Genomic DNA, 26,408 nt, shown 5'->3' with positions numbered 1-26,408 from the left:
ATAACGCCATGCTGAACACGATCTGATCCTGAATGAATGGCCGGTTCGCTACGGGTCTGACTCTGCAACACTGGTGTACTATATTCCGTTCTATCTGATACCGGCCCTAATCGGAAAAGCCGCGGGTTGGATACCCGCCAACATCCTTCTCTGGATTCAGTATTTCATCTTCGTAACCCTTATCTTGATTTGGATTACCCAGAGAACTGGAGCGAAACACTTCGCAGTCCTGCCCGCTATTTTGATTATCATGTTCTTCTCAGGCAACGACTGGATTGCCCACACCGGGATGGGGGGGCCACCCCCTCTCCACCGTTCGCTCGAATGGTGGAATCCCTTCACGGCCTATTTGTCGATCACCACACAGCTTTTCTGGACCCCAAATTCCGCTCTTGCGGCATGGACAGGAACCATACTTTTGCTTGCTTGCTTAAAGCGAGAAACGGTTTCTCGGGCCCTCTTTATCTGCCTTCTGGTTTTCTACTGGTGCCCTTATGTCTTTTTCCGAATTTTCCCATTTCTCCTACTCTTCATCCCATTAAAAAAACGACGGATTCGGTTCTTCTCGTCCGAGTGGAGATGGCTAATACTCCTCATTCCTGCTTCAATACTCCCAATCGTGTATTACTCTGCAAAAACCGACTCAATACCGGTATATTCCGTTTTTCAGAATCAAATGAGCATCTTGTCCCTCATATTTAGCTACATAAGTTTTGTGTTTTTGGAAATCTTGTGGCTTTTCCCATTCATTTGGTACTTTAGAACAAAGCGAGCTATTGATGACGATTCCTGGCGAATCGCCCTCCTAGCATTTGCAACACTCATAGTTATTCCGCTTATGATGAGCCCAAGCATCATGGACTTCATTATGAAAGCTTCTATGGGACCCATCTTTATAATTGCCATATGTTTGAGCCAATTAGTGTCCATCCGGAAAAGAGCATCCAGCGCGGCAAAGTTTCCAATCCGGAAATGAGGATTTTTGGCCAATATCAAGGAAATCAAGCGTTTGTGCGGAGGCGACCTGCAGGTCGCCGCACAAGCAAACGTGCAGATCGACGCCGAGATTGGCCAAAAAGACCATTTCCGGATGGAAACTAGTTAAGTATATTGATGATTCGCCAAATCACCATCAATATGGACGAAGCTCAAAATACATTATGGCAGCAATGATCATAGTTTACATTTTTGGAAGCATCACAGCAATACACGAAATAGGACGTGCCGTGCACCATTACAATCTCATCACACAGGATTTTCAATTCGTGAGCCAGGTTCCGCTGCTCGAACCAGAAAGCATCGCTAAGCAGTATTTAGGAAACAATCATTTTCTTTTTAAGCCAAAAGTTTTTTGATCGCAATCAATATGCATATACTTGCGTAAAAAAGCTGAAAATTGGCAGTTTATATTCAGTGATTATACCCCATACATTCCATTCTGACAATTCCTGCGGCAGATTGATTAGTTACTGGTTGTGATGGAGTTTATGGACATATGGATTGTTTACATGCGCATACAAATAAAAATTCTCATCATCTATTAACGCTCCGCGAAATGCAGCTATCTGCACTAATTCACATTTTTTGACAATATTATCACTGATTTCCCAATTTAGAACAATAAGTGCCTTATCATCAAACAGTAATGCTCTCTCTATCCTCAGCAATTCGGGTATCTCAAGATTTTTTTTCCAATTTTGATCCCAAACAATAAAAGATCCCATCCTATTGCCATTTAGATAGTGAATGTTGTCAATGCCAAGATATCCTACAATGGTGGTAGCAGCGTAATCTCTATCACCGATAATTGTAATATCTTTCATATTAGCAGCTTCGATATAACGCGCAGCTCTTTTTCCATTCGAAAAAGGATGAACCAGATCCAGTTTCACCATGCTAAATCCGAAGTAAACGTGCACTGCAAACAATAATACTAGTAGTATATCTGTTATGATACAGGACATTTTCTGCAATCGATTCTGTAACGGCGATCTCGTTAATCGTTCCAGCCAAGCCGTAAGAAATAAAACCATGTATATATAACCATGGTGCCATACATTTCCCATATATTTGATATAAAAAAAACATAATAATCCAGCAGTTGCCATAACATAAAAAATAAGCAATTCCAGACGGTGACGCAGATGAAACCCAAACCACACCGATATTCCTATTGAAGCAAGCACCTGGAGTTTTGGATAGAAAACATTCAAGGCGTTTGACGTATTGTAACCCATGGGATAAACAAGTATTTTAAGAAATTCAACAACTCGTTTGAACCTTTGAAAATCGATATTGAAATGCCATTCAGTGTAAAAACCCGTGTCCGGTGGGGGAATAAGCTGGATCATGGATGTAAGAATACCGATGCCAATAAGCGCTAGCCCAATCATGATATTATGCTGAGTAATTCCATTGCTTGAAAATTCGTTGCGTTTCCAAATTCTATAGAGATCGCATAGAATATAGGCTGCAAATGCTATTACTATAATTAGCGCTAATACATTGGTGTGAGACGCTAGCATCAGAACAACGCCAACCCAAATAAATCGTTTGTATCTAATTGGATAAATAATGCACAATATAACAAAAAACAACCAGCCTAATGCATAATTGCGACTTTTCACAGAATATTCGTAAATCATAAAATAGCCAAATGTAAACAGCACTTTCTGCAATACTGTAAATGGCGAATAGCGTAATATAAGATAAATGACTGCAGAAGCAATTATAATACTCCACAATTGCATGATTGCAGGTTTGCATGTAATCATAGTAAGTGGCATTAAAGTTATATGCCATAGTGCTGGATGACCTTCATATTGCAAATTCTTCAATAAGTCGATAACCGAGTCGCTGTCACGGGCGATTAACCACGCCTGGATTTCATCTCTCCACATCTCGTGATACATAGCAGTATATCCCGTAACTGCTATGAATATCAAAGTGACTAATAACGCAAATTTTTGATTAGATTGATTGCTGGAGATTTTCATTGAATTTCATTTGCAGATTGTTTTCTATTTTTCATTTACGAAATGACCGGAGCAGTATGCCGCGATAAGACACCGCGTGGAATGGATCGACCATTTTTCTCGACAAGGGCAGGAAACGCCTGCCAATTCATTTTATGGTGTGTCAGGTGGATCTACGGGCGCGTTGCCATATATGCCAGATGGTGACTTCCTCACCGGGGTTGAGGGTGACCAGCCCCATGGCCTTCAAGCCGCCGCCCGCCCCCGGCTGGAAGCTGGTCTAGCCTGGTTTCCATCCGGAAATGGTCTCCCGGTAGAACCCAGTTTCCAATCGGGAGATAACGACCGGCTGGCGGAATTCCGGCTGCGGTATTTTTTCTGACGGACGTTACTACAGATCCTGGAAGAAGGTCTCGCAGGGTGTCGAGTGCTCCCGGCGTGGTTGTTCACCGCAGGGCTCGCGCTGTTTTCAAGAACCTGTCGGGTTTGCTTCGCGAGCCGCTGAAATGCTCAGAAGCATGATCTCTACTGAAAAAGCTGCCGTCCTTTCCGGCAGAGGCAGGTGTTCAAGTCGGCCAAAAACAATCCCTTGTCGATCCGGTTCAACCACCTGCGAGGATGCGCTCGAGCTTTTCCAGATCGTCCCCGTGCCCGAGGGCGATCAGCGTATCGCCGGCCTCTATTCGGGCTTGGGAGGATGGGTTGAAGAGCATCGTACCATCTTTTTTGCTGATGGCCACGATGATGATGTTTAGTTTCTGGCGGATTCCAGAATCGAGAAGGTTCACCCCGTTCAATCTCGACTGTTCATTGACCTGCAGCTGCTCCATCTTGAGATCGATGTTCTGATCCTGGACCGTAAATTCCAGAAAATCCATGACCGCGGGTTTCGTGATGGTGTGCGCCATCCGCTGCCCGCCGATCCGGTAAGGCATGGCGACCCGGTTGGCCCCTGCCCGCAGAAGCTTCCTCTGGTTCGTCTCGCTGTCAGCACGGGCCAGGATGAAGAGACCGGGGTTGAGGCCCCTTGCCGTCATGGTCAGGAAGAGGTTGTCGGCATCGGAAAGCACGACCGCGACGAGACCTTTGGCCCGTTCGATGCCCGCCTCCTGGAGAACGTCTTCGCTCGTGGCGTCATCGATGATGTAGGGAATATCGTTCTGCTCCAGATGCGGGCGCGTCTCTGGATTGTGATCGATCACGATCAGCGGAATGCCTTTTTTCTTCAGTTCCTGGGCGATGATCCGCCCGATTCTGCCGTAGCCGCAGATGATGTAGTGGCCCTTCATGCTCCTGATTTTCATCCCCAGCTTTCTCCTTCCCATGATAGTTCTCAGCTGCAGCTCCACCATCGCCTGAGCGACCATACCGAGCGTATACGCCATGATGCCCATCCCCACGACAATCAGCGAGATGGTGAACACCCGCCCTGTCTCGGAAACCGCGCGGATCTCACCGTAGCCCACCGTGGTGATGGTAATGATGGTCATGTAAATCGCGTCGAGGAAGTGCCACCCCTCGATGGTCATGTAGCCGAAGGTGCCGTAAAAAAGAACCATGGAAAGCAGGAGGAGCGCCTTAATGATTTTCCTGCTCGCGTCGTTCGAAGCGCTTTTTGCCGTTCTCACCGTGTTCGACATCTCGGGGCCTCAAAGCAGCTCGTTCTTCCGAGCGCTTGCACGATCTTGCGAGTGCGCCATGCAGTGGGCTGCTGAACCTTCCTTGGCGACTTTCCCCCCAGCGCCGCACTCCTTCCATGCCTGCAGGCCTGACTGCGGACGAGCACGCGCGGGCCGAGAGCGGTTCAACCCAGTTCGAAGCTGGTGATGCCGTAGATATTTTCCAGCGGAAGTCGGGGGGTCTCGCCCTTGTAGATCCGGGCGGTCTCGAACACCTTGTGCATCGCGTGCCGTTCGACCAGATCACAGGCAGCACGGTTACAGACGGGGATGTCCAAGTATATCCTTTCGCCCTCTGCACAGCCGGCCAGAGACAGAAAGAGCTCTTCGGCGACGTCGGGCGTATCGGCAAAAAGCGGGCCGATTTTGAAACCGCTGCGGCAGGGGCGGATGACCCCGTAGCCGGCCAGGCGCCCTTCGACAATTGCAGCGTGGCCGATGGTTCCAGGGCGGCTGACCCACTGTTCCAGAAACGCCGTACGGGCGGCAGGGAAGAAACGGCGGTCATAGCGTTCGAGTTCGGCGAACGGCAGATCGCGCAGATCGGCAAGGCGTCGACCGGAAGCGGCGCCGACCCCTTCATACCGCGCGTTGTGGTGCGCAATCCGGAACCCGATCTGTTCATACTTCGGCAACATCGCCACGACCCCGTCGGCACCCACGGTGCGGTTCCCGAGATATTCCATGGCCTTGCGGGTAAGCATCATACCGATTCCGAGGTGCCGGATCTGCTCACGCACGATAAAAATACCTGCAAACGCGAAATCCGCGTCATAGGCGACGGCCGAGATGCAGCCGGCTGGCTCACCGTCAACCTCAGCCATCAAAAACCCGCGCGGATCAGCAGCGTAAAAGCATTCGGCGTCGTAAAGGCCGGGGTTCCAGCCCTCCTGCGCCGCCCACTCGAGGGCCAATTCGACTTCGTCCCGCTCCATGCGGCGAAGGCTGATCTTTTCTCCGGTCATATTTCCTCTGCGAGATCCTTTGAGATGGCTTCCATCCGGAAATGCTTTATCCAACATGACCCGGTTTCCAGTCCGGAAATGAGGATTTTTTGCCAATATCAAGGAAATCCAGCGTTTTTGCGAAAGCAGCCTGAAGCCTTCGGCGCAAGCCAACCCGCGGATCGCCGCTGACACTGTCGAAAAAAATCATTTTCGGATGGAAACGAACCTTACAGGAACATCCTTATAGAATAAAGAGATAAATCTATATAGTTTCCAGCCGGAAATGAGGATTTTTTGCCAATATCAAGGAAATCCAGCGTTTGCGCGGAGGCGACCTGGCGGTCGCCGCACAAGCAAACGTGCAGATTGACGCCGAGATTGGCCAAAAAGACCATTTCCGGATGGAAACTGGCCAAGTTCGTGGACTCAATATTAACAAAAAACTCCATGCCCGCAAAATCGGGACTGAAATCGAATCCCGCTTTTCGGCTTGCAGCGCTGTTCCAGGGCATCTTTCCCGCGCCATAACCCGGGACCGCCGGATGAAAAATGTCTTCTGCAGAACTCCACCGCAGGTTGACGGTTGGTTCCTGTTGAAAGAAGTGCTAGAATGCCCCAGTTTCGCATGGACAATCGCCCTTTCTACGCACCGTCCCAGAGCGGTTTTCCGCTGGAATGCCCCTTCCGGACGCTGGACGGAAGCTACAACTCAAACCTGCCTCAAAAGGAGATGCCCGGGGAACAAATCCATCTGCCCTATTGATGTCGAACAGCAACTTATTTTACTGATTCATCCTATGTCGGATCGGTGGTCTTTTGCCGAAAGGGGGATTACACGATGAAATTCCGTGCCAGTCTCGTGCTATTGCTCAGCGCCTTTATCTGGATATCCGTCGCATCAGCCATCGAACCTGCGAAGGAATCGGGCCGTTTTCACTGGACCATGACCAGGGGCATTCCCGCGCATCATGGAGCCAACCCAACGAAACAATTCGATCCCGCCGTGGTGGCTGTCAATCCACAACTGCAGCAGCTTTACGACGATTTTTTCCCCGCCCAGGTTTTTCACGTCACGGACGGAATCTATGTGGCCCGCGGTTTCAACAGGGACAATCCTGTCCTGATCGACGGCCCGCAGGGTTTGATCGTGATCGATCCAGGGGAGAGCATCCCAGCGGCCGAGATTGTCAAGGCCGCCTTCAATGCCCATCTGGGAAACATCTTCTACAAGAAGCCCGTCAGCGCCATTGTTTACACCCACCACCATGATTGCCACATCCACGGCGCATCCGTCTTTGCAGGTGAGAACACCCTCATAATCGGACACGAAAACCTGATGGAGACCTTGTTTTATGACTGGTTCAGCCAGTTGTATCCCAGCCGCCTCGTCGGCGGAGCGGAGATGTCAGGGTCCCTCTTCGCCCATGACCGGCATTGGTTTGCCGGCGGCGGTCTTTTCGCGAGGCAGATCCACGGAGATTCAGGCTTCCTCCCGCCCACGACGACCGTCCGTGACAGGCTGGATATCAACATTGCAGGCGTCGATATGTGCCTGTTCTCCGCACCGGGCGAAACGCGCGATGTTCTGGTCATCTGGCTGCCGCAGCACAAGACGCTGGTGCAGATAGCCAACCTCTATGAGGCCTTCCCGGCCATCACGACCTTGCGAGGGGCTTACCCGCGTGATCCCTTGTCTTACATCAACAGCATAGACCTCTACCGCAGCCTCGAACCGGAATACCTGGTTCTGATCCATGGCCCCAACCCGGTCCAGATCGGGAAGAATAACATCAATCGCATCTTCACCAACTATCGCGACGCCATCCAGTTCGTCCACGATCAGACAGTGCAGTACATGAACAAAGGTCTGACGTCCGGAGAGATTGCAGCCCTTGTCAAATTGCCTCCGCACCTTGCCAGCGACTCGTTCCTGCAGGAAGTTTACGGGGAAATCGATCGGAACATCTATGAGATTTTCTGGTGGTATCGGGGCTCTTTTGCAGGCAGATGCAGGGACCTCTTTTTGAAATCGCCCCAGGAAGAGGCCGAGATGACGGCGGAGCTTGCAGGAGGCATCGAAGCGCTGGCCGAGAAAGCGGCCCAACTTCTCGACAGGGGAAAGCTTGAATGGGCCCTGGAACTTGCCGACAACGTCCTGCTCCTCGATCCGTTCAACGCTGGGGCACAGCTCACGAAAAACGAGGCGATGCTCTCCCTGGCGGAGGAAACGCCGAACGCCCAGAAACGCAACTATCTCCTGTCCGAATATCTGCTGGAGACCGATCAGGCAGGGGATAACCTCAAACAAATCACCGATGATCCGAAACTCGCTTTTGCCAGCATCGATGATCAGATCGTTCCCATCATGCCCATGGATGCCCTGTTCAGGATCATGGCCGTCTCTTTGAATGCTGCCGAATCCCTGGAAACTGACACAGTTATCGACCTTTCCCTGACCGATCTGCATGGTCCCATGCCGGAGTGCAAAGAGGAGGATAAGATTCTCGGCATCTGTATGCAGACCATCTTGTTCCCGCCTGAACCGCTTCATTATGCATTGCATGTCCGCCGGGGCATCCTCGAGGTTCGGGCTGGAACGCCCGAGGGCCCTGAGTTCGGCATTGTCACCGATTCCTTGAACTGGAAGAACCTGGTTTTGGGAAAGCTGCTTCCCGAAGAGGCCGTCTCAAGCGGAAAAGTGGCGCTTACAGGGGCAGATCCCCTGGAGTTCTACTCCTTTATGGATCTTTTCGATTAGACACGGTCAACGGATGTTAACGGGAGGCATCCTCGCCGCTGGCGTGCGAATGCTTCCTGGTCGTGTCGAATCTTGTCGAATGGGCTGCGTATGATCGATTTGCAGCAAGCCAGGCCGGCTGTATATTCTTTCTTCAAAGCGACAAGTACGGATAGCACATGAATATGCAGGGGAAAAAGTCATTTGCGATGGTCGATTACGAAAAGTGCGAGCCCCGGAAATGCAGCCCCGATGAGGGGATATGCGCCGCTGCAGCCGCTTGCACCCACAGGGTCATGAAACAGATAGACGGGAGGTTCGAGCCGCCCATCGTTTTTCAAGACCTGTGCATGGGATGCTGGGACTGCATCGAGGCCTGTCCATTGGAGGCCGTCCAGATCAGGCACATCACGTGACGCGTTTTCAAAGGGTTCGAATTCCGTTTTCCCAGCTGTACGCCGTCCGCCCCTCCTACTCCGACGGATAGCGCAGCCGGGCTTGACAAGGAGGGACAATGCCATGATAGGAGAACCCGGACTTTCGGTGATCATTGCGAGGATTGCTGCGGTGATCTATCTCGCGGCTGCGGCAGGCGCCCTCTTCAGCCGGAGTTATTATCGCAGGCTGATCGAGGACTTTTACAGAAACGCCGCCGTGGTCTATCTGGCGGGTTTCATGGCCGTCGTGCTTGGATCTCTTGTAGTGGTCCACCACAACCTCTGGGTAACAGACTGGAGGGTCCTCATCACCATTCTGGGATGGTTGGCCCTGATCAAGGGCGTACTCCTCATTGTCTTCCCGGGGTTCGTCCAAGGATATTCCAGGCCTTTTCTCGGGGAACGGGGGCTGATGTGGTTTCCTCCTACAGCCGCATTCCTCGGGCTCCTCTTCGGATACTTCGGTTTCCTTCATTGATGCGGCCATCTGTTCCGCCGGGTTGCCGAATCTCCGGTGCGGTGATACAGACGCTGATATTCCTGGCGCCCCCACGCCCTTTCGAAGCAGATGGAGAAAGCCGCATGAACATCCAAACGAAGCGGGTCTACGACCCGATCGACGAAAAGGATGGGACCCGTATCCTGGTCGACCGTGTATGGCCTCGGGGGGTGAAAAAGGAGCGGCTCGACGCAGAGGAGTGGCTCAAGGAGGCTGCCCCGAGCACTGAACTCCGGAAATGGTTCGCACACGACCCCGCGAAATGGGAAGCGTTCAAACGCCGCTATTTCGAGGAACTCGATCAAAAGCCGGAGGTCCTAGACCGGCTGCGCGGCCTCGCATTGGAGGGAACTCTGACCCTGCTCTATTCCGCGAAGGATGTCCGGTACAACCAGGCGGTCGCGCTGAAGGAGTTTTTGCTGTCGAAGCTACGCTGATTTCCGGATCGGAGACTGAGTTGTCCAGGAAAATCATTTCGGGATCGGCACCAGATTTATTCCCAATCAGGGTGTGAAAACGCGGCCGTGCGGGACGGTCCCTTCCTTTCTGAAGGAACCTGCCCCAGGCAAGAGGCGGTTGATCCGGGATACACGTCAGGATGAACGATACGACGGGAAAAACCTCGCCCGAGGGCAAGCCGGAAACGCTCGAATCGCAGGGCACGCTGGGGACGTTCGCCGGGGTCTTCACGCCGAGCATCCTGACCATTCTCGGCATCATCCTGTTCTTGAGAATGGGGTTCGTGGTCGGAAGCGCCGGGCTGGGGCTCGCGCTCCTGATCCTGCTCCTCGCCAATACGATTTCCGTTCTGACGAGCATCTCGCTCTCAGCCATAGCCACCAACCTCCGGGTCAGAGGAGGGGGAGACTACTATCTGATCTCGCGCACCCTCGGGATCGAGTTTGGAGGGGCGATCGGGATCGTCCTCTTTCTGGCGCAATCCGTCTCCGTTGCCTTTTACTGCATCGGCTTCGGCGAGGCGGTAGGGGCCCTCCTCCCGGTCCAGGTCCCTTACCTGACCCAGATCGCCGCCGCGTCCGCCGTTTCTTTCCTCTTTGTCTTCGCCTGGCTGGGCGCCGATTGGGCCACGCGCCTGCAATACGGGGTCATGCTCACCCTGGCCCTCGCCCTGCTGTCGTTTTTCGTCGGAGGGCTCCTGAAGTGGGATGCGAAGCTGCTGATCGAGAATTGGCCCACCCCGCAATCATCCATGCCTTTCTGGGTACTTTTCGCGATCTTCTTCCCGGCGGTTACGGGGTTCACCCAGGGGGTCAGCATGTCGGGGGACCTCAAAGACCCTGGACACAGCCTGCCCCTCGGCACCTTCATGGCGGTGGGGATCTCGATCATCGTCTATTTCCTCTCGGCGGTTGTGTTTGCAGCGGTCCTGCCGGGGGAAGTCTTGAGCGGGGATTATGGCGCCATGCGCAGGATCGCTTATTTTGGACCTCTGATCGACGTCGGAGTCGTCGCAGCCACCCTCTCGTCAGCCATGGCCTCTTTCCTCGGTGCACCCCGCATCCTCCAATCCATGGCCTGCGATCGGATCTTCCCCTTTTTGAACCCTTTCGCAAAAGGTGCAGGGCCCTTGAACAACCCGCGCCGCGGGATCCTGCTCTCGGCCGGGATCGCCTATATCACCATCGCGCTCGGGCAGCTCAACCTGATAGCGGCCGTCGTGTCGATGTTCTTTCTGATCTCTTATGGCCTGCTGAACTACGCGACCTATTTCGAGGCGCGTTCCGCCAGCCCTTCCTTTCGGCCGCGATTCCATTATTTCAACAAGTGGCTCAGCCTGGCCGGCGCACTCGCCTGCCTCGGAACCATGCTGGCGGTGGATTTTCGCTCCGGCCTCTTCGCCCTCGTGGTCCTCTTCGCCATCTTTCAATACCTCAAGCGAACGGCCGGCCCTCTGAGGTGGGCTGACAGCCGCCGATCCTACCACATGCAGGTGGTCCGGGAGCACCTGCTGGAGTCCATCGGTCTGCCGGAGCACCCCCGGTACTGGCGGCCCCAGATCCTCGCATTCTCGGACAATCCGGAGCGCCGATCCCAGCTGGTTGCATTTTCTTCGTGGATCGAAGGGACCAGCGGTCTGACGACCGTCGTGAGGGTCCTCGAGGGTGAAGGCGTGCAGATGCTCAAACGCAAGGAGGAAGCCGAAGCGGAGCTGCAGCGCGATATTCAGGAGTACGGGGTCCACGCCTTCCCGCTCATCATGGTGGCGCCTACCCTTCAGGCGGGCATTCAATCCGTTATCCAGGCCTACGGCATCGGGCCCCTCAAGGCGAACACCATCCTGCTCAACTGGATGGGGCAGACACCCGGCACCCTCCTCGGGCTCGACGGACTCGATTTCGGCACAAACCTGCGCGCCGCCCGTTTCTTCGGCTGCAACCTGGTCATCCTGGATGCGAAGGCGGATAAATGGCAAGCCTTGGAAGAAATACCGGCAGGCAAATTGGTCATCGATGTCTGGTGGCGCAACGACGCCACCAGCCGCCTGATGCTGCTCCTCTCCTACCTGATGACCCGCCACGAAAAATGGGCCAAGGCCAGGGTCCGCCTGCTTGCCTCCGCAGGCGCCTCGCAGGAAGAGGTGACGATGGCAGGGTTGCAAGAGATGCTCGAAGACGTTCGCATCGATGCGGAGCCCCAGATCGTCGCCGATGTCGACGCCGACAAGATCGCTGAGTATTCCGGGGACTCCTCCATCGTCTTCCTGCCCTTCCGCATTCGAAAAAACCAGGTGGTCGATGTCTTCGGCAATCCCATGGGTGAAACGCTTTTCTTCCTGCCGGTAACCGCGATGGCGCTGGCGGCCCGCGACGTAGAACTGGATGCGGGACCCGAATCCGGCAAGGCCGGCGAGACGGCAAAACTCCTCGATGCGCTCGAAGATGCTAGAAAACGGGCGTATGAAGCGGCGGCTGAGGCGGAAGACGCAGCCGAGGCATTCGAAAAAGCGCGGCGGAAAGCGGAGCAGCAGCGCCTTGAGAGCGTCAGCGCCGATTCCGAGGCCATTGCTCTCATGGAAAAGGCAGTAGAAGAGGCGTCAAGGCAGGCTGCCAAAACCGCCCGGCGGGCGGCCAAGGCGGCTGCCAAAGCCGAAATAGCCGCTCAGGAGGCCGAAACGGCGGGCGTCATCTCTCCAAAGAAGGATAAATAACCGGAGTAAGATCTGCCCGTGCCCGCCTCGAAGCGGTTGCTTCTTATCCTATCTGAAGAGTGGAGACGACCTCCCGGACACCCTCCGCCTCCAAGGCCAGCGCCATCGCCTTGCCGATGAGTTCGGCGGACGCAACTGTGCCCGAGAGCGTTACCTGACCCTCTGTCGTGGAGACGGATATGTCCAAAGCCGAGAGATCGGGGTCAGCCGCCAGTTTGGCTTTGATGATCGCCGTCGCGCGTGAATCGACAACGGTATCCGTTGCAGCATCCCCGATTTCGCGGGCCTTGCGCCGGACGACGCGTCCCTGCTCCGCGAGTTCCTGCTGGATGTCTTCGCTCCGTAGCTCGAAGGCCTCCAGTTTGGCGGCCAAGGCCTCCTTCGCCTGCTCGCCGGCCGCGCGAACGGAATCAAAGGCCTTTTCGGCCTGCGACGCCGCGCGCTCTTCGGCTTTCTCTATATCCGGACTCGTACGCTCTGCGGTCATATACCAGTATCCGCCGGCGCCGATGATGACCCCCAAAAGCACTCCAAAAATCAGTGTCTTCATGGTGCACCTCCGCATCGATGATTGCGTCCAATGACATGATCCAACCACTTAAAGCGTAATATTATTAAATTTAGAAGGATATGTCAAGATCACCGATTTTGCTGAAAAAAGATAAATTTCAACATCACGGAAATATTCATCTGCTATAAGATTATAAATCCTCTAGCATACGGATGGGAGATGCCGTCAAAACACCTGTCGACCTCACTACTCATCAAACAATATGTCATCTGTCCCGAAAGCTAGACTCGAGGCGAATGCCTTGGCAACAATCGGGTTGACTGCAATCATGGGAAGCCCCAACGCTTTAACTACAGATTGACACAGCTCCATCGGGTCGGCCGCTTCGGATTGATTGACCTGCAGAATGGTTTGATGGATCTTTTGAAGATAACGAATACCCTCATCGATGCGGCTCATGATGGCTTCACGCCCCTTCATCGGCGCTTCCCACGACGAAAGGAGCACTTCGACATCCGACACCTGTCGGAGGCGTTTCATCGATGCAACGCACGTGCGGATGTCGTCATAGATCGGCAGCTCTCCGGGGAGGATCAGCGCGTCCCCTGAAAACAGGGCCTTCTCGCGCCCGAAGAAAAGGGAGATCGACCCTGCCGAATGCCCGGGGGTGTGAAGGACGTCGCAGGACACAGGGCCGCCCAGATCGAGCCTCTGCCCGTCCACGAGCAGCCTGTCCAGCAAAACAGGCCCTCCCACGAGCTTGTGGAATCCGGGAACCGGTCGTTCTTTGAATTGGAGATCGGTGTCCTCGATCCAGGCCTTTTCGGCCTTGTGCGCCAGAACGGTGCAGCCCGTCTCCGCCTTGATGGACTTCGCCGAACCGATATGATCGGGGTGGGAATGGGACAGGACAAGCATCCCGATTTCGTCCGGGTGTCTGCCGTTTGCCCGGATGTAATCGAAGATCAGCCGCTCCGAACCCGAGACGCCGCTGTCGATCAAGGTTATCTGGTTGCCGAAGACCATAAAGGCGTAGACGAAGCGCTCGACTGAATTTTCAGGCGAGAACTCGAGGCGGAATGGTATGCGTATCGCATGAATATGATCGGTTATCTGCATATTTTCATCCTCACGGTGGATTGATGCCGGATCCCGGCGCACCGAGAAATACAATACATGCGGGATCCCGTCAAGCCTTTCCCAGCATCGAACCGAGACTGCGGATGATCTTCCCCGCACGTGAGGCCCCGAGGCCGAAACGGGCAGATCAGCCCTGCGGTGCGCACATGCAGTTTCTTGCATCTCTCCCCTTGCTGCCGAGATCTCTTCCCTGGGAGAGCCGCTTCGATCACATCGAGGTGTAACCTTTTTCTATTTCATGGATCTTTAGAGCAAAATCACACGGGGGATAAGAAACCATGGATCCGAAGATTTCACGCCGATCGTTTTTGAAAGGGACTCTGGCTGCAGCCGGCGTGGCTGGAATGAGCGCCCTGCCTCTTCCCAAAAGCGCCAGGGCGGCCGGCGGGCAGGAGTTGGCGACCCTGATCGACATCCGCAAGTGCATTGGCTGCGAGGCCTGCGTAGAGGCCTGCAAGGATGTCAACGCACCCAAATTTCCCGAACCCGAAAAGCCCTACCCCAAGATGTACCCGAGCCGGGTCAAGGTCGAGGACTGGTCCGACAAGCGGTACACAAGCGATCGGCTGACCCCATACAACTGGGTCTTCATTCAGAACGCAACGGTCAAAATGAACGGCGAAGAACGGACGCTTCACGTTCCACGGCGATGCATGCACTGCCAGAACCCGCCCTGCGCGGACCTTTGCCCCTGGGGTGCGGCGTTCAAGCTGAAAAACGGCATCACGCGGATCAACTCGGATGTCTGCCTGGGCGGCTCCAAGTGCAAGGACGTCTGCCCTTGGCATATCCCGCAGCGGCAGACGGGGGTCGGCCTTTACCTGGATCTTATGCCGGCCTTTGCAGGAAACGGCGTCATGTACAAGTGCGACCGGTGCTATAACCGGATCGAGAAAGGCGAGCTACCGGCCTGCATCGAGATCTGCCCCGAGAACGTGCAGCAGATCGGGCCGCGCGATGAGATCGTCAAAAAGGCGCATCAGATCGCCAAGGAGATCAACGGCTACATCTACGGCGAGAAGGAAAACGGAGGCACCAACACGATCTACGTCTCGCCGGTGCCCTTTCAGGAGCTCAACCGCGCCATCGAAAAGGGGCCCGGGAAACCCCACCTCAAGCCGGTCGAAAACACCATGGAACACGCCGACAATCTCGCGAAGGCGATGGTCATCGCCCCTTTCGCAGGGATCGCGGCCGCTGTAGGCAAAATTTACAAGACCATCAAGGACACCGGCAGTTCGGAGGCACGCCATGATGAAAACCGCTGATACGAAAGTCATCGCTCAGCCCGGCCGGAAAATGATGTTCCGGCTCTACACCCTCGCATGGATCGTCTTGGCCTTTACGGGATTCGGCCAGATGCCGATCTTCAAACGCTATTACATCTCCGACATCCCAGGGATGGCCTGGTCGGCCGATTTTTTCGCAACGCATTACATCCATTACCTCGGGGCCATTCTTTTGTTGGGGCTGATCGCATTCGCGGCAGTCGACTACCTCGCCCTCGGCCGAAAGCAGCACCGTCTCACCGCGGCCGGCTTCGTCAGGATCGCGCTGCTCGCGGGTATCGTCGTCACCGGGGTCTTCAGGGTGTTGAAGAACCTGCCCGACATCGTCTTCTCGCCCGGAGCGACCATGTTTATCGACATCGCCCATCTGGGCTTCATGATGTTCTACCTCTTTGCCGTCCTTTTCTTTGCGTTTACCCGGTCAGGGTGGGTCGTGCCGAGGAAGGAAGACTTGATGCACCATCGATCACCGTGACAGGACTGCGCCACGCCCCTCCGCTTTGAAGACCCATTTCGCGGCAAACACCGACCTCGGGCGGCGCTCATCCGTGTTCGACCTGCAATCGGCCGATCCGTCTATGCCGCCGCATCATCGGACTCAGCGAACCTTCAGCCCTGGACGGTGAAAACTCCCTTGCTGGGAAAATTGCCCCATAAAACGGTATCCACGTCAAAAAATGCTTGCAAACAACTGCGCCAAAAGGTATAAGACGGTTTCGTGTTTCGCCGATCGCTTATCGACAGCGCCTATTTGCCTCCGATTCGGCGGCGAAGCGAGCAGCAGAAAAAGCGGACCCTCTCCGGGTTGAATGCCCCGGCGAACATGAGGCTTTTCGCTGCACGAAGGTTTCATCTCAGCATCGTCCCCATCGTCTAGCCAGGTCCAGGACACCGGCCTTTCACGCCGGCAACACCGGTTCAAATCCGGTTGGGGACGCCACCAGTAAAATCAAGGGGTTACGTCAAAAACGTAGCCTTTTTTCTTTAGGTTTTTTTGTTTTCTCCAACCATATTCCCAACACCCTTTCCATGGACCGCAAAGGCACTGCAAGATCCTGATTGGCATTCCCCTGCCAGCCCTCGACGAAAGGTCCGGCGGCCGTAGGGATCAATCCCTACATCCACAGGCGGAATGCGGCCTCCTCCGCTTTTACCCGTATCGCGAAAAGCAGAGGTCAGGCAAGATTGTCGATTTTAGTCTGGTGTGATGACGCCACGAGAATGGCCAAAATGGCCATTTCCGGATGGAAAGTCTAGGTGGGGCGGAAAGGTACGGTGTCAAAATGGTATTATCCTTTAAGGACTTGGTCGATGGATTAGACAAACTTTATGACTTCGCAGGAAAACTTAAGAGAGATATCTCAAACTATTTGGAGAACCGTGAGAAGAATAGATTGCTTCGTTCATTGAGGGAATATATCAGCGCTTACGATGCTGATGTCACAAAGATCAAAGCCAAGATAGACTACGCCCAAGAAAAAGGGGATAATGAATGGTTTGACAGGAATAGGGAAAATATCGAGAAAATGTTTCACAAACTGAGTAAAGATTATTGGGATACGATAGTAGAGAATTTTTTGAGCCGCGCCGGTGAAATTTTGGCTGATAATCCTGAGTTGCGAGAAGCCCTAATAATAAAATTCCAGTATGAAGGAGTAGATGAGTACGATCCTGATCCTTTTCCTATCGAGATAAGAACGTTGCCTCAACTCTCGTGGTGGATTAACGCTGTTAAAGAGAAGACACGGACAGCATTAAAAATGTTGAATAATTATATTGGTTAAGCATCTTTATTTTTGCCTCTGATTTATGGTTTTTGTCCAACTTATTTCTTTAGCCATAATATTCTTCCTTTCGACTTTGATAATTCTGAAATTTTGTTATAGAACATCAGCAGTGAAAAATACGCCTCGTCGATTTATGAGCCCATTTGGCCTCAGAGGGCCAAGGTTCTAACCACCAGGGATGCCTCGTTCGGCACAGATGCGGCCGATTTCGGGGATGGGTTGAACCGTGCCCAGCACGTTGGATGCATGGCAGACGACAACCAAACGGGTGTTGGACTTGATGCTCTTTGCAATGGCGTCCGGATCCACGAACCCTGCTCCATCGAAAGGGACCAGGTCGTATTCGATCCATCCCCGTTGACGAAGGTGGTAGAGGGGCCTCAGGACGGAGTTATGTTCCATTCGGGTTGACACCACATGATCGCCCGGCCCGACCATCCCTTGCAGGGCGAGGTTCAAGGCATCGGTAGCATTTTGGGCGAAAACGATGTGGTTCGGATCCGGGGCCCTGAACAATGCGGCCAACTTCCGCCTCGTCTCCTGGACCAACTCTTCCGCCTCCAAGGCTAGATCATAGCTCCCCCGTCCGGGCGATACCCCCATCCGGCCATAGGTTGCAAGCATTTGTTCCAGGACGGCCCGCGGCTTGGGGAATGTCGTGGCGGCGTTGTCCAGGTAAATCAACTGTTCCACCATCATATCTAACCCGCACAGGTTTTTGGATTCGGCAAACCGGCCACCCGCCTTGCTCCCCCGCGGATCCCGCCCGGAAATAGCGCCTCGAGGTCCATGAGCGTCATCTTCACCCCTGCCTTCAGATCCCGGTTCATGGGTACGCAGCCATGTTGAAAGTAGTACGCTCGCATAAACCGGATCAACTGCCAGTGGGTCTCTCCCCATTCCTTTAGACCGCTTTCAGCCGCCAGCGATCGGGCCACCTCCTCGGGCCAGTCCTCTGGGTTGCGCAGAAAGCCTTCTCCGTCGAAGACGATCTGCGCCCCCGCAATCGTGCGGACTTTCCGGTTGGGGTGACCCGAAAGCGGGCAAGGTTCTTCGGCTTTCGCCATAGCCCTTATTTCCCTTTCAACAAGGCGGCCTTGATCTTCTCCGGTGTGGCCGGCAGATCGTAGATTCGGACGCCACAGGCGTCCTTGATGGCATTGGTGACGGCAGGGGCCGTGGAAACCATGGTCATCTCGCCGATGCCGGTCGCCCCCAGGGGCCCATTTTTCCGGGGGGTTTCCCTGGGAGTGACCACCTCCATGTCAAAAGCGGTCTTCATGGTGGGAAATTTGAAAGTGATCCAGTCCTTGGTCTCGCCGTGGACATAGATCTCCCTGAGTGCAAAGCCCACACCCTGGTCCATGCCCCCCTCCAGCTGCCCTTCCAGGTTTTTGGGGTGGATCACCAACCCGGGGTCCACGGCGGTGGTCATCTTGATGACCTTGACCTCCCCGGTATCGGAATTCACCTCCAACTCCGCCATTTGGATATTGTGAACCTGAGACTCGAAGGTGGACCCCAATCCGGTTTGAGGGTCCAGGGGCCCTCCGGGTACACTTTTCTTCCCGATAAAACGTGTCGGTTTACCTGCCTTTTGGAGCCCTTCGTACCCGGAAGCACCCGCCTCTGCCATGGCGGCTTTCATCTGTTCGATGGCGTTGAGCAGCGCCCCCCCCACCATATAGGTAATTCTGCTGCCTGCCGCAGGACCGGTTTCGGTTGTGTGCTCGGTGCTCCGGGTAGACAGGCGCACCTTTTCAAGCGGAAGATTCAGTAGATGGGCCGCGATCTGAGTGAGCATGGAATCGTTCCCCTCACCCGGGTCGGCGGCGGCGGCGTAGATGGTGATGCCGTCATCGGGGTCCCGCTCCACCGCTACCATGGCGGCGTCCCCCGGTTCAGCTATCCCGAAGGAGTGGCAAGCCAGACCCACCCCGCGCCGGATGGGACCGTTCTTGAAGGCGGCAGCCTCCTTCCTGGCCCGATCGTAATGGGGCCGGAGGTCCTCCCATAGCCCCTGAAAAGGCCACTCCTCGACGACTGCCCCGGTAGAAACGCTCTGACCCGGGGCGAGGATGTTCTTGAGACGGAATTCAAACGGATCCATCCCCAACTTCTCGGCCAGCATGTCCATGGCCGACTCCAGAGCGAAAGCGACCTGCGGGGGGCCTGCCCCTCGGGCGGCTCCCCCGGCGGCGTCATTGGTGTAAACCAGTTTGGCCATTGCCTCGACGTTGGGGATGTTGTAGGAACCGGAGAGCATCTGGAGAGCCCTCAGTCCCACCACGATGCCCAAAATCTGATAGGCGCCGTTGTTGATCGTGAAGTCATTGATAAAGGCGGTGAGTTTTCCCTCCTTGTCCGCGGCCAATTTCACCTTCATGTCGAAGGGGTGGCGCTTGGAGGTAAGGAGCATGGACTCGTGAAGGCTCGGTATGTAGCGGACGGGCTGCTTGAAATGAAGGGCGGCCGCTCCGGCGATGGCTTCGGAGGTGATGCCAACCTTGATGCCGAATTGCCCTCCGCAATACGCCTCTTCGTAGCGTATGTTTTCCCATCCCAGGGCCCCCTGCAGCATGGCCATGTGGCTGTGGATCATGATGCTTCGGCCGATCACCGCGAGGAGAGCGTCTTCCCCCTCCCCTTCGAGGTAGGCCACACAGGCCTCGGGCTCCAGAGGGGCCTGGTGGTTCATCTGGGTGGAGAAATGGGCCTCCACCACGGCAGCCGCCTCTGCCAGGGCCTTTTGGGCGTCCCCCTTGATCTGGGGCTGAGCCCAGCAAAGGTTCGGGTATTCGTCGTGGATTTGTACAGCGCCGTCGGCAAGGGCTTCGGCCGGGGTCATCATCACGGGCAACGGATCATAGTCGACCTTGACCGCCTGAGCCGCTGCCTCCGCCTGGGGCTTGGTTGCTGCCACCACCACTACGATGGGATCCCCCAGGCAGCGGACTTTGTCCGAGCATAGGACGGGCTGGTCATCGAATATGAGCTTGATCCGGTTGCTGCCCTTGATGTCCTTGGCGGTCATGACACCGACCACCCCGGGCATCTGTTCGGCTTGGGAGGTGTCGATGGATTTGATTCGGGCATGATGTTCGCTGCTCCGCAAAACTGCGATTTCAAGGGCGCCCTGCATCTGGATGTCCGCCGAGAATTCCGCCAGGCCGCACGCCTTTAGCATGGCCGAGGGCCGGGGGTGGGAGACGCCGATCGTTCCGCTTCCGGGATCGGGCCTGACCTCATCCGGGGTGATCTCGCCGCGGAGAAACCTGCCAGCCAGCTTGACGGCGTCGATGATCTTCTTATAGCCGGTACATCGGCAGAGGTTCCGTGCAAAGGCCTTCTTGATCTCCTCCTCATCCGGATCCGGATTGCCCTCGAGCAGCGCTTTCGTGGCCATGATCATCCCGGGGGTGCAATACCCGCACTGGATCGCTCCCGCGAGGACGAAGGCCTCCTGAATCAGATGGGGGTTTTCCGGTGTACCCAGACCCTCCACAGTCCAGACCTCCGCTCCATCCAGATCTGCCACCTTGCTGATGCAGGAGCGCACCGCCTTGCCGTCGACGAGAACCGTACACGCGCCGCACTGCCCCTTCCTATCGCAACCCTGTTTTGCTCCGATCAGGTGCAAATCCTCCCGTAGAAGGTCTAAAAGCACGCGTTCAGAATCGACTATGAATTGGTATCGTCGTGCGTTTACCTTCAATGAGACCTTTTTCATGGCCACCGCCTTTCCATAAATCGTGAAAAACTCCAATCGAGAGTTCTAACAAGCAATCCACTCATAAGAATAGGTTCGTATGGGCGAGTTCGTTTCGATCCGGAAATGCTCATTTTTGCCAACCTCGCCATCGATCTTCACCTTTGACTCTGCAGCAATCTAGAGGTCGCCTGCACGCAGGCGTTGGATTTCCTTGTACGTCTTTCGATGATATTGGCAAAAAATCATCATTTCCGGATTGGAAACGGGATTCTAGCGGAAAATCATTTCCGCAAGGACACCGGCTGGCTCACTCCCCAGTAAGAATAGCGGCTGAGCATCCACAAGCTCCCGCGCAAGAAACGAGGATATGGTTCAACCTCAATCCGTTTTATATCAGACCGTCTTGCCTCAGCCTCAGCGCAAGACTTCCTCCCTTCTCCTCCCCTGACCCTCCTTCGATAAAAACGCACTGCCTGGCAGTCGAAGCAGGAGCCGAGAGCGAGACGATGTTTCTCGTCCTGAGGGCGCTGACATCTAAAACCAGATCCTGCGCGGTCCACTTTGTCAGGGGCTTCTTGCGGGCTTCGAGCACCGCCTTGATGGAAGGCATCCGGAGCTCGCCCGCTTCGCTGCTCACCGTGAGGAGGGCCGGCAGAGAGGCGCGCACCCTTTCGAAGCCTACGCGTCTGAGCTTTTCCGCCTCGACCCGGCCTTCCAGGATCTCCGCGCCCTTCACAAGGTTGATCGCAGGGATGGCGAGCATCTCCGCCAGCAGGAGGCCCGTCTGCCCGGAGTCCCAGTCGGCGCTCTGCCTGCCCGTGAGGATCAGGCCGTATTCCCCTACCTTTTCAACCGCCGCCGAAAGCACCCTCGCCGCGGCTTCGCTCGTCAAATCATCGAACGCGGGGTTCTCGACCAGGATCAGTTCATCCACCCCCACTGCCAGCGCCTTTTTGAGCACCGCCGCAACGGCTCTCCCGGAGACATTGATCGCCACGATTCTGCCTCCCCAACGATCCTTGAGCCGGAGGGCGAGCTCCAGCGCATTCTCGTCATAGGGGTTGATGAGCGGTGGGATCCCTTTCGCCAGGACGCGTTTTTCCTCCGGCTGAACCTCGAAAGCCGAGGCGGGCCCCTCCGGATCGGGGACCGTCTTCAGGCAGACGATACTCGTGAGCGTTTTCATACCATCTCCTCCAGCTTCCGCATAAACCCGGGAAGCACCTCTTCATACCGGCCGACGACCCCGTAATCTGAAACCTCGAAGATGGGGGCCTCGTCGCTCTGGTTGATGGCCACGATCTTTCGAGACCCGATCATCCCCGAGAGGTGCTGGGTGGAGCCCGATATACCGATCGCAAAGTAGATCTGCGGATTCACCCGCTCCCCCGTCTGGCCGACCTGACGTGCGTGCGGGAGCACGCCGTTGTCGACGAGCGGACGGCTCGCTCCAAGCTCCACCGCCCCGAAGCGTTTGCGCAGAAGATGGATCAGCTTCTGCAACTGCTCGATCCCCTCCACGTTACCAATGCCTCTGCCTCCCGAGACGATGACTTCGGCCCCCCCGAGGTTGACGCTCTCCCCCTCCACAACGGAGAGGGTCTCTGACCGGGCGAGGGTGGAATCCAGCGCTACATCGAACGGGATGATTCTCCCCTTCGCCTCTTGGCGCAGGAGGGGTTCCTGCGTCATGCACCTCATGGTAGCCACGCCAGGGACGCCTTGGACCCCGATAACCGCGATGGCACGGCCGCCGTAGACCGGCTTGGTGCAAAGGAGCGCGCCCTCTTCCCCCCACTCCACTTCCGCACAATCGGGGACGAATTCACTGTTGAACCTGTGGGCGACCTTCGGGCCAAGTTCCACATTTTCGTAACTGTGGTTCATCAGCAGGACGGATGGCTTGACGGCCTTCACCAGGGTTTCCAAGGCCGAGGCATATAGGTCGGTCTGGTAGGATGAGAGGTTCGCGTCATCGAGCGTGTACACCTCGTCCACGTAAAGGGCTGTTTCCTCCGAAACGTCACCAGGCGCGTGCCCCATGACACACCCGCAGAGGACTCCGCTGCGGCCTTCCGCAAGCGCCTTTCCAACCGTCAGCAGCTTCAATGAAATGGGGGCCAAGCCGCCGTTTTCATGCTCCATCAAAACAAGAATCCGATCCTGTTCCATGGCTAGGCTCCTTCATATAGGGTGCAGGCGGCGGGCTTATCCCCTGATTCGAATCGCTGCAAGGCCCTATTGTTATTCACTGATTTTCTCATCTCCAATGTCCTTTCAGAATCTGTTGCATATCCTCCGGCATAGTACAGAGCACGTCTGGTTTTCAAATTTCCGGGTTCTTGGAGCGCGGAATTCGCGTGGATTTCCTTCCAAGCCGATGAAATGACCGGAATCACAATGTCCACAAAAAATCCGTAGGTTTCCTATCAGGGGCTGGAAGTGCAGATGGTCGCCCTCTTTCGATTGCAGCGTTCATTCGCAGAGCGGCTCCAGCGGTGCGTGCAAATTACCGCTGAAGCCAACTGCCGCTCCTCTTCCTCATGAAAAGCTCACTGACGGATCGGAGTTTATGTTTGACCGCATTCCGATTCCCGGCTGTCAGCGAAATGCCTATGGAAAAATGGCTGGGATATACCCAGACCAGTCCCCCACATCGTTGGGGTCGAGCATATCCCTGATCTTCCTGAGCCAGACGTCATAATGGTCATAGATAGGACCCCAGTTCTGATGGACATGGCTCTTGAATTCAACCTGAAGACCTCCCCCGAGATGGGGCACCCCGAAACGTCTGAAATCACCGTTCGGATCCTCAGAGGCCTGGGCGACATCTCGGAGAGCCTGAAGCGAATCGGCATCCCAGGGATCATAAAATGAAACATTTTCCTCATGAAAACCGACAGAGCTGTGCTCGCTCGGGATAAGGAACATCTCGGCGGTGCCGAGCTGCTGAAGCAATCCTTTGTCCATATAGGGTTGAAGCAGCCGTTCTGCTTCTTTTCTCAGGTTCAGCATCATGTCGGGGCTACCGTCGCCGGTGGGAGAGACGAAGAAATCTCCCGTGCGCCTGAATGCGGCAGTAACAAAACCGAAGTGCCAGGTGGCTGCAGAAAAGAAGCGGGCCTGCTCGGACGGGGGCAAAGGCAATGGATGGCCGCCCATTTCTTCGGCGATCTTCAGAAGACATTTCTCACGATATTCAAGCCCCCGCTTTGTCTCGGCGCCAATGACCAGAGCCACTCCTTTGCTGGCTACTTCAGTGAAGTTCATACCGGCATCACGCATCGCCTGTATCGCCAGCCACTGTTCGTCATTTCCTTCACCATACGGGAACATGAGTGCACCCATGAGCGCCGAGGCAAGCTCCGCCCTGCCAATTCTGCTCAACGCTTCGAACATTTGATCCTGGCTTTGAAACAGGATGACGAACGTTTTGTACATCTCCGGAACCTGCGTCAAACACTTTGCCGAAGGCGGTCGACCCGGCTCCGCCTCAAATTTCAGATCTGGACTTCCATGCCACGGGTAAAGCTTCACGCTCACCTTCGAAATGATTCCATGTCCACCATTCGCACCTGAGCGACCCCGTAAAATCCCTCTCATACTCGGCCCAGGTCCATCGGCGGAAAACCAGCCGGCGCCTGTTTCCGCCGAACCTGTCAGAAAGATCTCTCCGGTCGGCAGGATCCATTCCACGCCAAGGACATTACGGCCAAGGCCTCCCGTGCTGACCATCGTGGTCCCCGCACCGAAGTGGCAGCAGGAGCCGGCTATCACCCCGGCGCTGGGTCCTGCCCCGATAGATCCGACCGTCAAACCATAATTTATGGCTTCTCTTTGCAGCCTGTATATATTGACGTAGGGTTCCACCACCGCGTGCATGTTTTTGACATCTATTTCGATGATCCGATCCATCCTCTTGAGGTCCAAAAGGATGCTCTTTTCGTTTTCGAGAGCGAGAGAAATGATTTCAAATCCGGAAGAAAAGGGTTTGAAGCGAATATGGTATCTATTGCACACTTTAATGACGGCCTGACATTCCTCCGCGTTTCCCGGCAGGACGACAGCAGCCGGACGTGTTGAAAACTTCTGGTCAAATACGGCTTTATGTCCCCAGCACTGGTTGTAGGTATCCAGGATAGCCGGTTCACGCGTGATGTTCTCAGGGCCGACACAATCCTCCAAGGCCATGTATTCGATATCCGTTAACGCCATCTCGATCTACCCTCCTTCACATAGCTTTTTGGATCAGTTCTATGATGTCATAGACTTCAATTGGATCCGCGCCCTCTTCCATCGCGTCCAAGAAATTCCGTTTGCACCAGCCGCAGGCGGTGGCCATCGCTCGTGCTCCCACGGATCTGGCCTCCTTGAGCCTTTCGGCTGCCGTCCAGGTTGCAAATTCAGGATAGGCCTCCTTGACCCCACCACCGGCGCCGCAGCACCAGGCCGATTCCCTGATCCTGTGCATCTCGACCAGTTTGAGACCAGGGATGGTTTTCAGGATCTCCCTCGGAATGTCGTAGACCCCGTTGGCCCCCCGTCGATATTTTTTGGGTGGTTCATGGCAGATCATCTGCCCCATGACCTTGACCTCTTTCCCTTTCCAATGGACCCACGGCTCCGCGAGTCTTCCCAAATGGCAGGGGTCATGATATGTGACGGTCATGGGCACTTCTTTGGTCAACTGGATGGTGCCGTCTTTGATTAGTCGGTGCAGGTATTCGGTGATATGAAGGACCTCCACATCCAGTTTTTTGCCTATTTTGTCGTAGAGCACTTTGTAGGCCTGGTAACAATCCGAGCAGGGATTGACCAGTATTTCGACCCCGGCGGCCTTCAGGGCCTCCATGGTATGTTCAGCATATTTCGTGATCTCGCCGGCGTATCCCCACTGATAGGATCGGCCGCCGCAGCACACCTCATCATCACCCCAAATCCCCACATCGACGCCCGCATCGAGAAGAATCTGCAGTCCCCCGCGGACTATAGGCCACAATTCATCGTCATAGGCATATCTGCATCCGGCGCGATAGGCCACTTTAGCCTTCTCTTTATTGAGATTCTTGACGCGGATACCTTCAGCCCACTTTCCCCTGTCAGCCTTCTTGGCCAACATCATGTTGTCTTCTTTTTTTAGATTATCGATGAAAAGCATATGCTCCGGCAGAATCTGGCCGTCTTCCACAAATTTCATGCGAAGAGTCTGCATATGCTCGAGCGGTTCGATGTCTTGAACCACTTTGCACGATACATCACAGCTGCCACACATCTGGCAGCGATACACCGCATCCTGGAAGGCATCGGAGTAATCGATCCGGCCTTGCAGGAACGAATAGCTCATGTTCCACTTGCCACTCGCCGCATAGGCGTGGAAGTTGTATCGGGCGGCTGAGGGGCAGCCCTTTATGAAATCCATATTCTGCTGGTTTTCGTAGGGTATCCATTTACAGTATGAACATCTGGAGCATCTTTGCATGTCATGTTCAAAATCTTTCAGTTCCATTTTTCAAACTCCTCCCTTCT

The 26,408-nt window shown here is 55.0% G+C and carries 24 protein-coding genes and 1 tRNA gene; 10 read left to right on the top strand and 15 right to left on the bottom strand.

Annotated features, from left to right (window positions below):
- Positions 1-919 precede the first annotated feature (919 nt).
- Positions 920-1,084: a hypothetical protein gene (locus ACZ500_RS05005; protein WP_464231421.1), complete on the bottom strand. Its 165-nt coding sequence runs from the start codon at positions 1,082-1,084 to the stop codon at positions 920-922.
- Here ACZ500_RS05005 and ACZ500_RS05000 point away from each other — a divergent pair.
- Complete coding sequence (locus ACZ500_RS05000; protein WP_464231420.1) at positions 1,068-1,355, top strand: hypothetical protein; 288 nt, start codon at positions 1,068-1,070, stop codon at positions 1,353-1,355. The two genes, ACZ500_RS05005 and ACZ500_RS05000, sit on opposite strands and share 17 nt — an antisense overlap.
- 111 nt (positions 1,356-1,466) lie before the next feature.
- Here the strand turns inward: ACZ500_RS05000 and ACZ500_RS04995 are convergent, their stop codons facing one another.
- The 5 genes from ACZ500_RS04995 to ACZ500_RS04975 all read right to left on the bottom strand — a co-directional run bounded on the left by ACZ500_RS04995 (position 1,467) and on the right by ACZ500_RS04975 (position 5,996).
- Positions 1,467-2,996: a hypothetical protein gene (locus tag ACZ500_RS04995; RefSeq protein WP_464231419.1), complete on the bottom strand. Its 1,530-nt coding sequence runs from the start codon at positions 2,994-2,996 to the stop codon at positions 1,467-1,469.
- Between the two features lie 581 nt (positions 2,997-3,577).
- Complete coding sequence (locus tag ACZ500_RS04990) at positions 3,578-4,615, bottom strand: potassium channel family protein (RefSeq protein WP_464231418.1); 1,038 nt, start codon at positions 4,613-4,615, stop codon at positions 3,578-3,580.
- 164 nt (positions 4,616-4,779) lie between these two features.
- On the bottom strand, positions 4,780-5,619 hold the full coding sequence (locus ACZ500_RS04985; protein WP_464231417.1) for a GNAT family N-acetyltransferase: 840 nt from the start codon (positions 5,617-5,619) through the stop codon (positions 4,780-4,782).
- Between the two features lie 46 nt (positions 5,620-5,665).
- Positions 5,666-5,809 (bottom strand): hypothetical protein, encoded by a 144-nt coding sequence (locus ACZ500_RS04980; protein WP_464231416.1) that lies wholly within the window; start codon positions 5,807-5,809, stop codon positions 5,666-5,668.
- A gap of 19 nt (positions 5,810-5,828) precedes the next feature.
- Positions 5,829-5,996 (bottom strand): hypothetical protein, encoded by a 168-nt coding sequence (locus ACZ500_RS04975; RefSeq protein WP_464231415.1) that lies wholly within the window; start codon positions 5,994-5,996, stop codon positions 5,829-5,831.
- A 413-nt stretch (positions 5,997-6,409) separates the two neighbouring features.
- Here ACZ500_RS04975 and ACZ500_RS04970 point away from each other — a divergent pair, with 413 nt between their 5' ends.
- The 5 genes from ACZ500_RS04970 (at position 6,410) to ACZ500_RS04950 (ending at position 12,443) form a co-directional block, all read left to right on the top strand.
- The gene (locus tag ACZ500_RS04970) at positions 6,410-8,359 is read left to right on the top strand and encodes an alkyl sulfatase dimerization domain-containing protein (RefSeq protein WP_464231414.1); all 1,950 of its coding nucleotides are present in this window, start codon (positions 6,410-6,412) and stop codon (positions 8,357-8,359) included.
- A gap of 164 nt (positions 8,360-8,523) precedes the next feature.
- Entirely contained in the window at positions 8,524-8,754 is a 231-nt protein-coding gene (locus ACZ500_RS04965; protein WP_464231413.1) for a 4Fe-4S binding protein, read from the top strand.
- Between the two features lie 103 nt (positions 8,755-8,857).
- Positions 8,858-9,253 carry a hypothetical protein gene (locus ACZ500_RS04960; RefSeq protein WP_464231412.1) on the top strand — a complete coding sequence of 132 codons (396 nt, stop codon included), beginning with the start codon at positions 8,858-8,860 and terminating at the stop codon, positions 9,251-9,253.
- Positions 9,254-9,357: 104 nt separating this feature from the next.
- Positions 9,358-9,711: a DUF488 domain-containing protein gene (locus ACZ500_RS04955; protein ID WP_464231411.1), complete on the top strand. Its 354-nt coding sequence runs from the start codon at positions 9,358-9,360 to the stop codon at positions 9,709-9,711.
- A gap of 161 nt (positions 9,712-9,872) precedes the next feature.
- Positions 9,873-12,443 (top strand): amino acid permease, encoded by a 2,571-nt coding sequence (locus tag ACZ500_RS04950; protein ID WP_464231410.1) that lies wholly within the window; start codon positions 9,873-9,875, stop codon positions 12,441-12,443.
- A 43-nt stretch (positions 12,444-12,486) separates the two neighbouring features.
- Here ACZ500_RS04950 and ACZ500_RS04945 read toward each other — a convergent pair whose 3' ends face one another.
- Entirely contained in the window at positions 12,487-12,993 is a 507-nt protein-coding gene (locus ACZ500_RS04945) for a BON domain-containing protein (RefSeq protein WP_464231409.1), read from the bottom strand.
- A gap of 207 nt (positions 12,994-13,200) precedes the next feature.
- On the bottom strand, positions 13,201-14,073 hold the full coding sequence (locus ACZ500_RS04940; protein WP_464231408.1) for an MBL fold metallo-hydrolase: 873 nt from the start codon (positions 14,071-14,073) through the stop codon (positions 13,201-13,203).
- A 299-nt stretch (positions 14,074-14,372) separates the two neighbouring features.
- Between ACZ500_RS04940 and ACZ500_RS04935 the strand changes: the two genes are divergently transcribed.
- The 4 genes from ACZ500_RS04935 (at position 14,373) to ACZ500_RS04920 (ending at position 17,167) form a co-directional block, all read left to right on the top strand.
- Positions 14,373-15,362, top strand: a complete 990-nt coding sequence (locus ACZ500_RS04935) for a 4Fe-4S dicluster domain-containing protein (RefSeq protein WP_464231407.1) — start codon at positions 14,373-14,375, stop codon at positions 15,360-15,362.
- A complete protein-coding gene (locus ACZ500_RS04930) occupies positions 15,346-15,858 on the top strand; it encodes a FeS-binding protein (protein ID WP_464231406.1) in 513 nt (170 codons plus the stop codon). Before ACZ500_RS04935 ends, ACZ500_RS04930 begins: the two co-directional genes overlap by 17 nt.
- Positions 15,859-16,245: 387 nt before the next feature.
- Positions 16,246-16,323: transfer RNA gene (locus ACZ500_RS04925), tRNA-Glu, on the top strand.
- A 304-nt stretch (positions 16,324-16,627) separates the two neighbouring features.
- Positions 16,628-17,167, top strand: a complete 540-nt coding sequence (locus ACZ500_RS04920; protein ID WP_464231405.1) for a hypothetical protein — start codon at positions 16,628-16,630, stop codon at positions 17,165-17,167.
- 168 nt (positions 17,168-17,335) lie between these two features.
- Here the strand turns inward: ACZ500_RS04920 and ACZ500_RS04915 are convergent, their stop codons facing one another.
- From ACZ500_RS04915 to ACZ500_RS04885, 7 genes are all read right to left on the bottom strand, one after another.
- Positions 17,336-17,869, bottom strand: a complete 534-nt coding sequence (locus tag ACZ500_RS04915) for an aminotransferase class V-fold PLP-dependent enzyme (protein ID WP_464231404.1) — start codon at positions 17,867-17,869, stop codon at positions 17,336-17,338.
- Between the two features lie 2 nt (positions 17,870-17,871).
- The gene (locus ACZ500_RS04910) at positions 17,872-18,237 is read right to left on the bottom strand and encodes a TusE/DsrC/DsvC family sulfur relay protein (RefSeq protein WP_464231403.1); all 366 of its coding nucleotides are present in this window, start codon (positions 18,235-18,237) and stop codon (positions 17,872-17,874) included.
- Positions 18,238-18,242: 5 nt separating this feature from the next.
- Complete coding sequence (locus tag ACZ500_RS04905; RefSeq protein WP_464231402.1) at positions 18,243-20,900, bottom strand: molybdopterin-dependent oxidoreductase; 2,658 nt, start codon at positions 20,898-20,900, stop codon at positions 18,243-18,245.
- Positions 20,901-21,270: 370 nt separating this feature from the next.
- A complete protein-coding gene (locus tag ACZ500_RS04900) occupies positions 21,271-22,068 on the bottom strand; it encodes an electron transfer flavoprotein subunit beta/FixA family protein (protein WP_464231401.1) in 798 nt (265 codons plus the stop codon).
- Complete coding sequence (locus tag ACZ500_RS04895; protein WP_464231400.1) at positions 22,065-23,054, bottom strand: electron transfer flavoprotein subunit alpha/FixB family protein; 990 nt, start codon at positions 23,052-23,054, stop codon at positions 22,065-22,067. The genes ACZ500_RS04900 and ACZ500_RS04895 overlap by 4 nt, the downstream gene beginning before the upstream one ends.
- A 441-nt stretch (positions 23,055-23,495) precedes the next feature.
- On the bottom strand, positions 23,496-25,097 hold the full coding sequence (locus tag ACZ500_RS04890; protein ID WP_464231399.1) for an FAD-binding oxidoreductase: 1,602 nt from the start codon (positions 25,095-25,097) through the stop codon (positions 23,496-23,498).
- 16 nt (positions 25,098-25,113) lie between these two features.
- On the bottom strand, positions 25,114-26,301 hold the full coding sequence (locus ACZ500_RS04885; protein WP_464231398.1) for a (Fe-S)-binding protein: 1,188 nt from the start codon (positions 26,299-26,301) through the stop codon (positions 25,114-25,116).
- Between the last annotated feature and the right edge of the window lie 107 nt (positions 26,302-26,408).

Source organism: Desulfatiglans parachlorophenolica, assembly GCF_055394735.1.
This window is presented reverse-complemented; position numbering and strand designations above follow the sequence as displayed.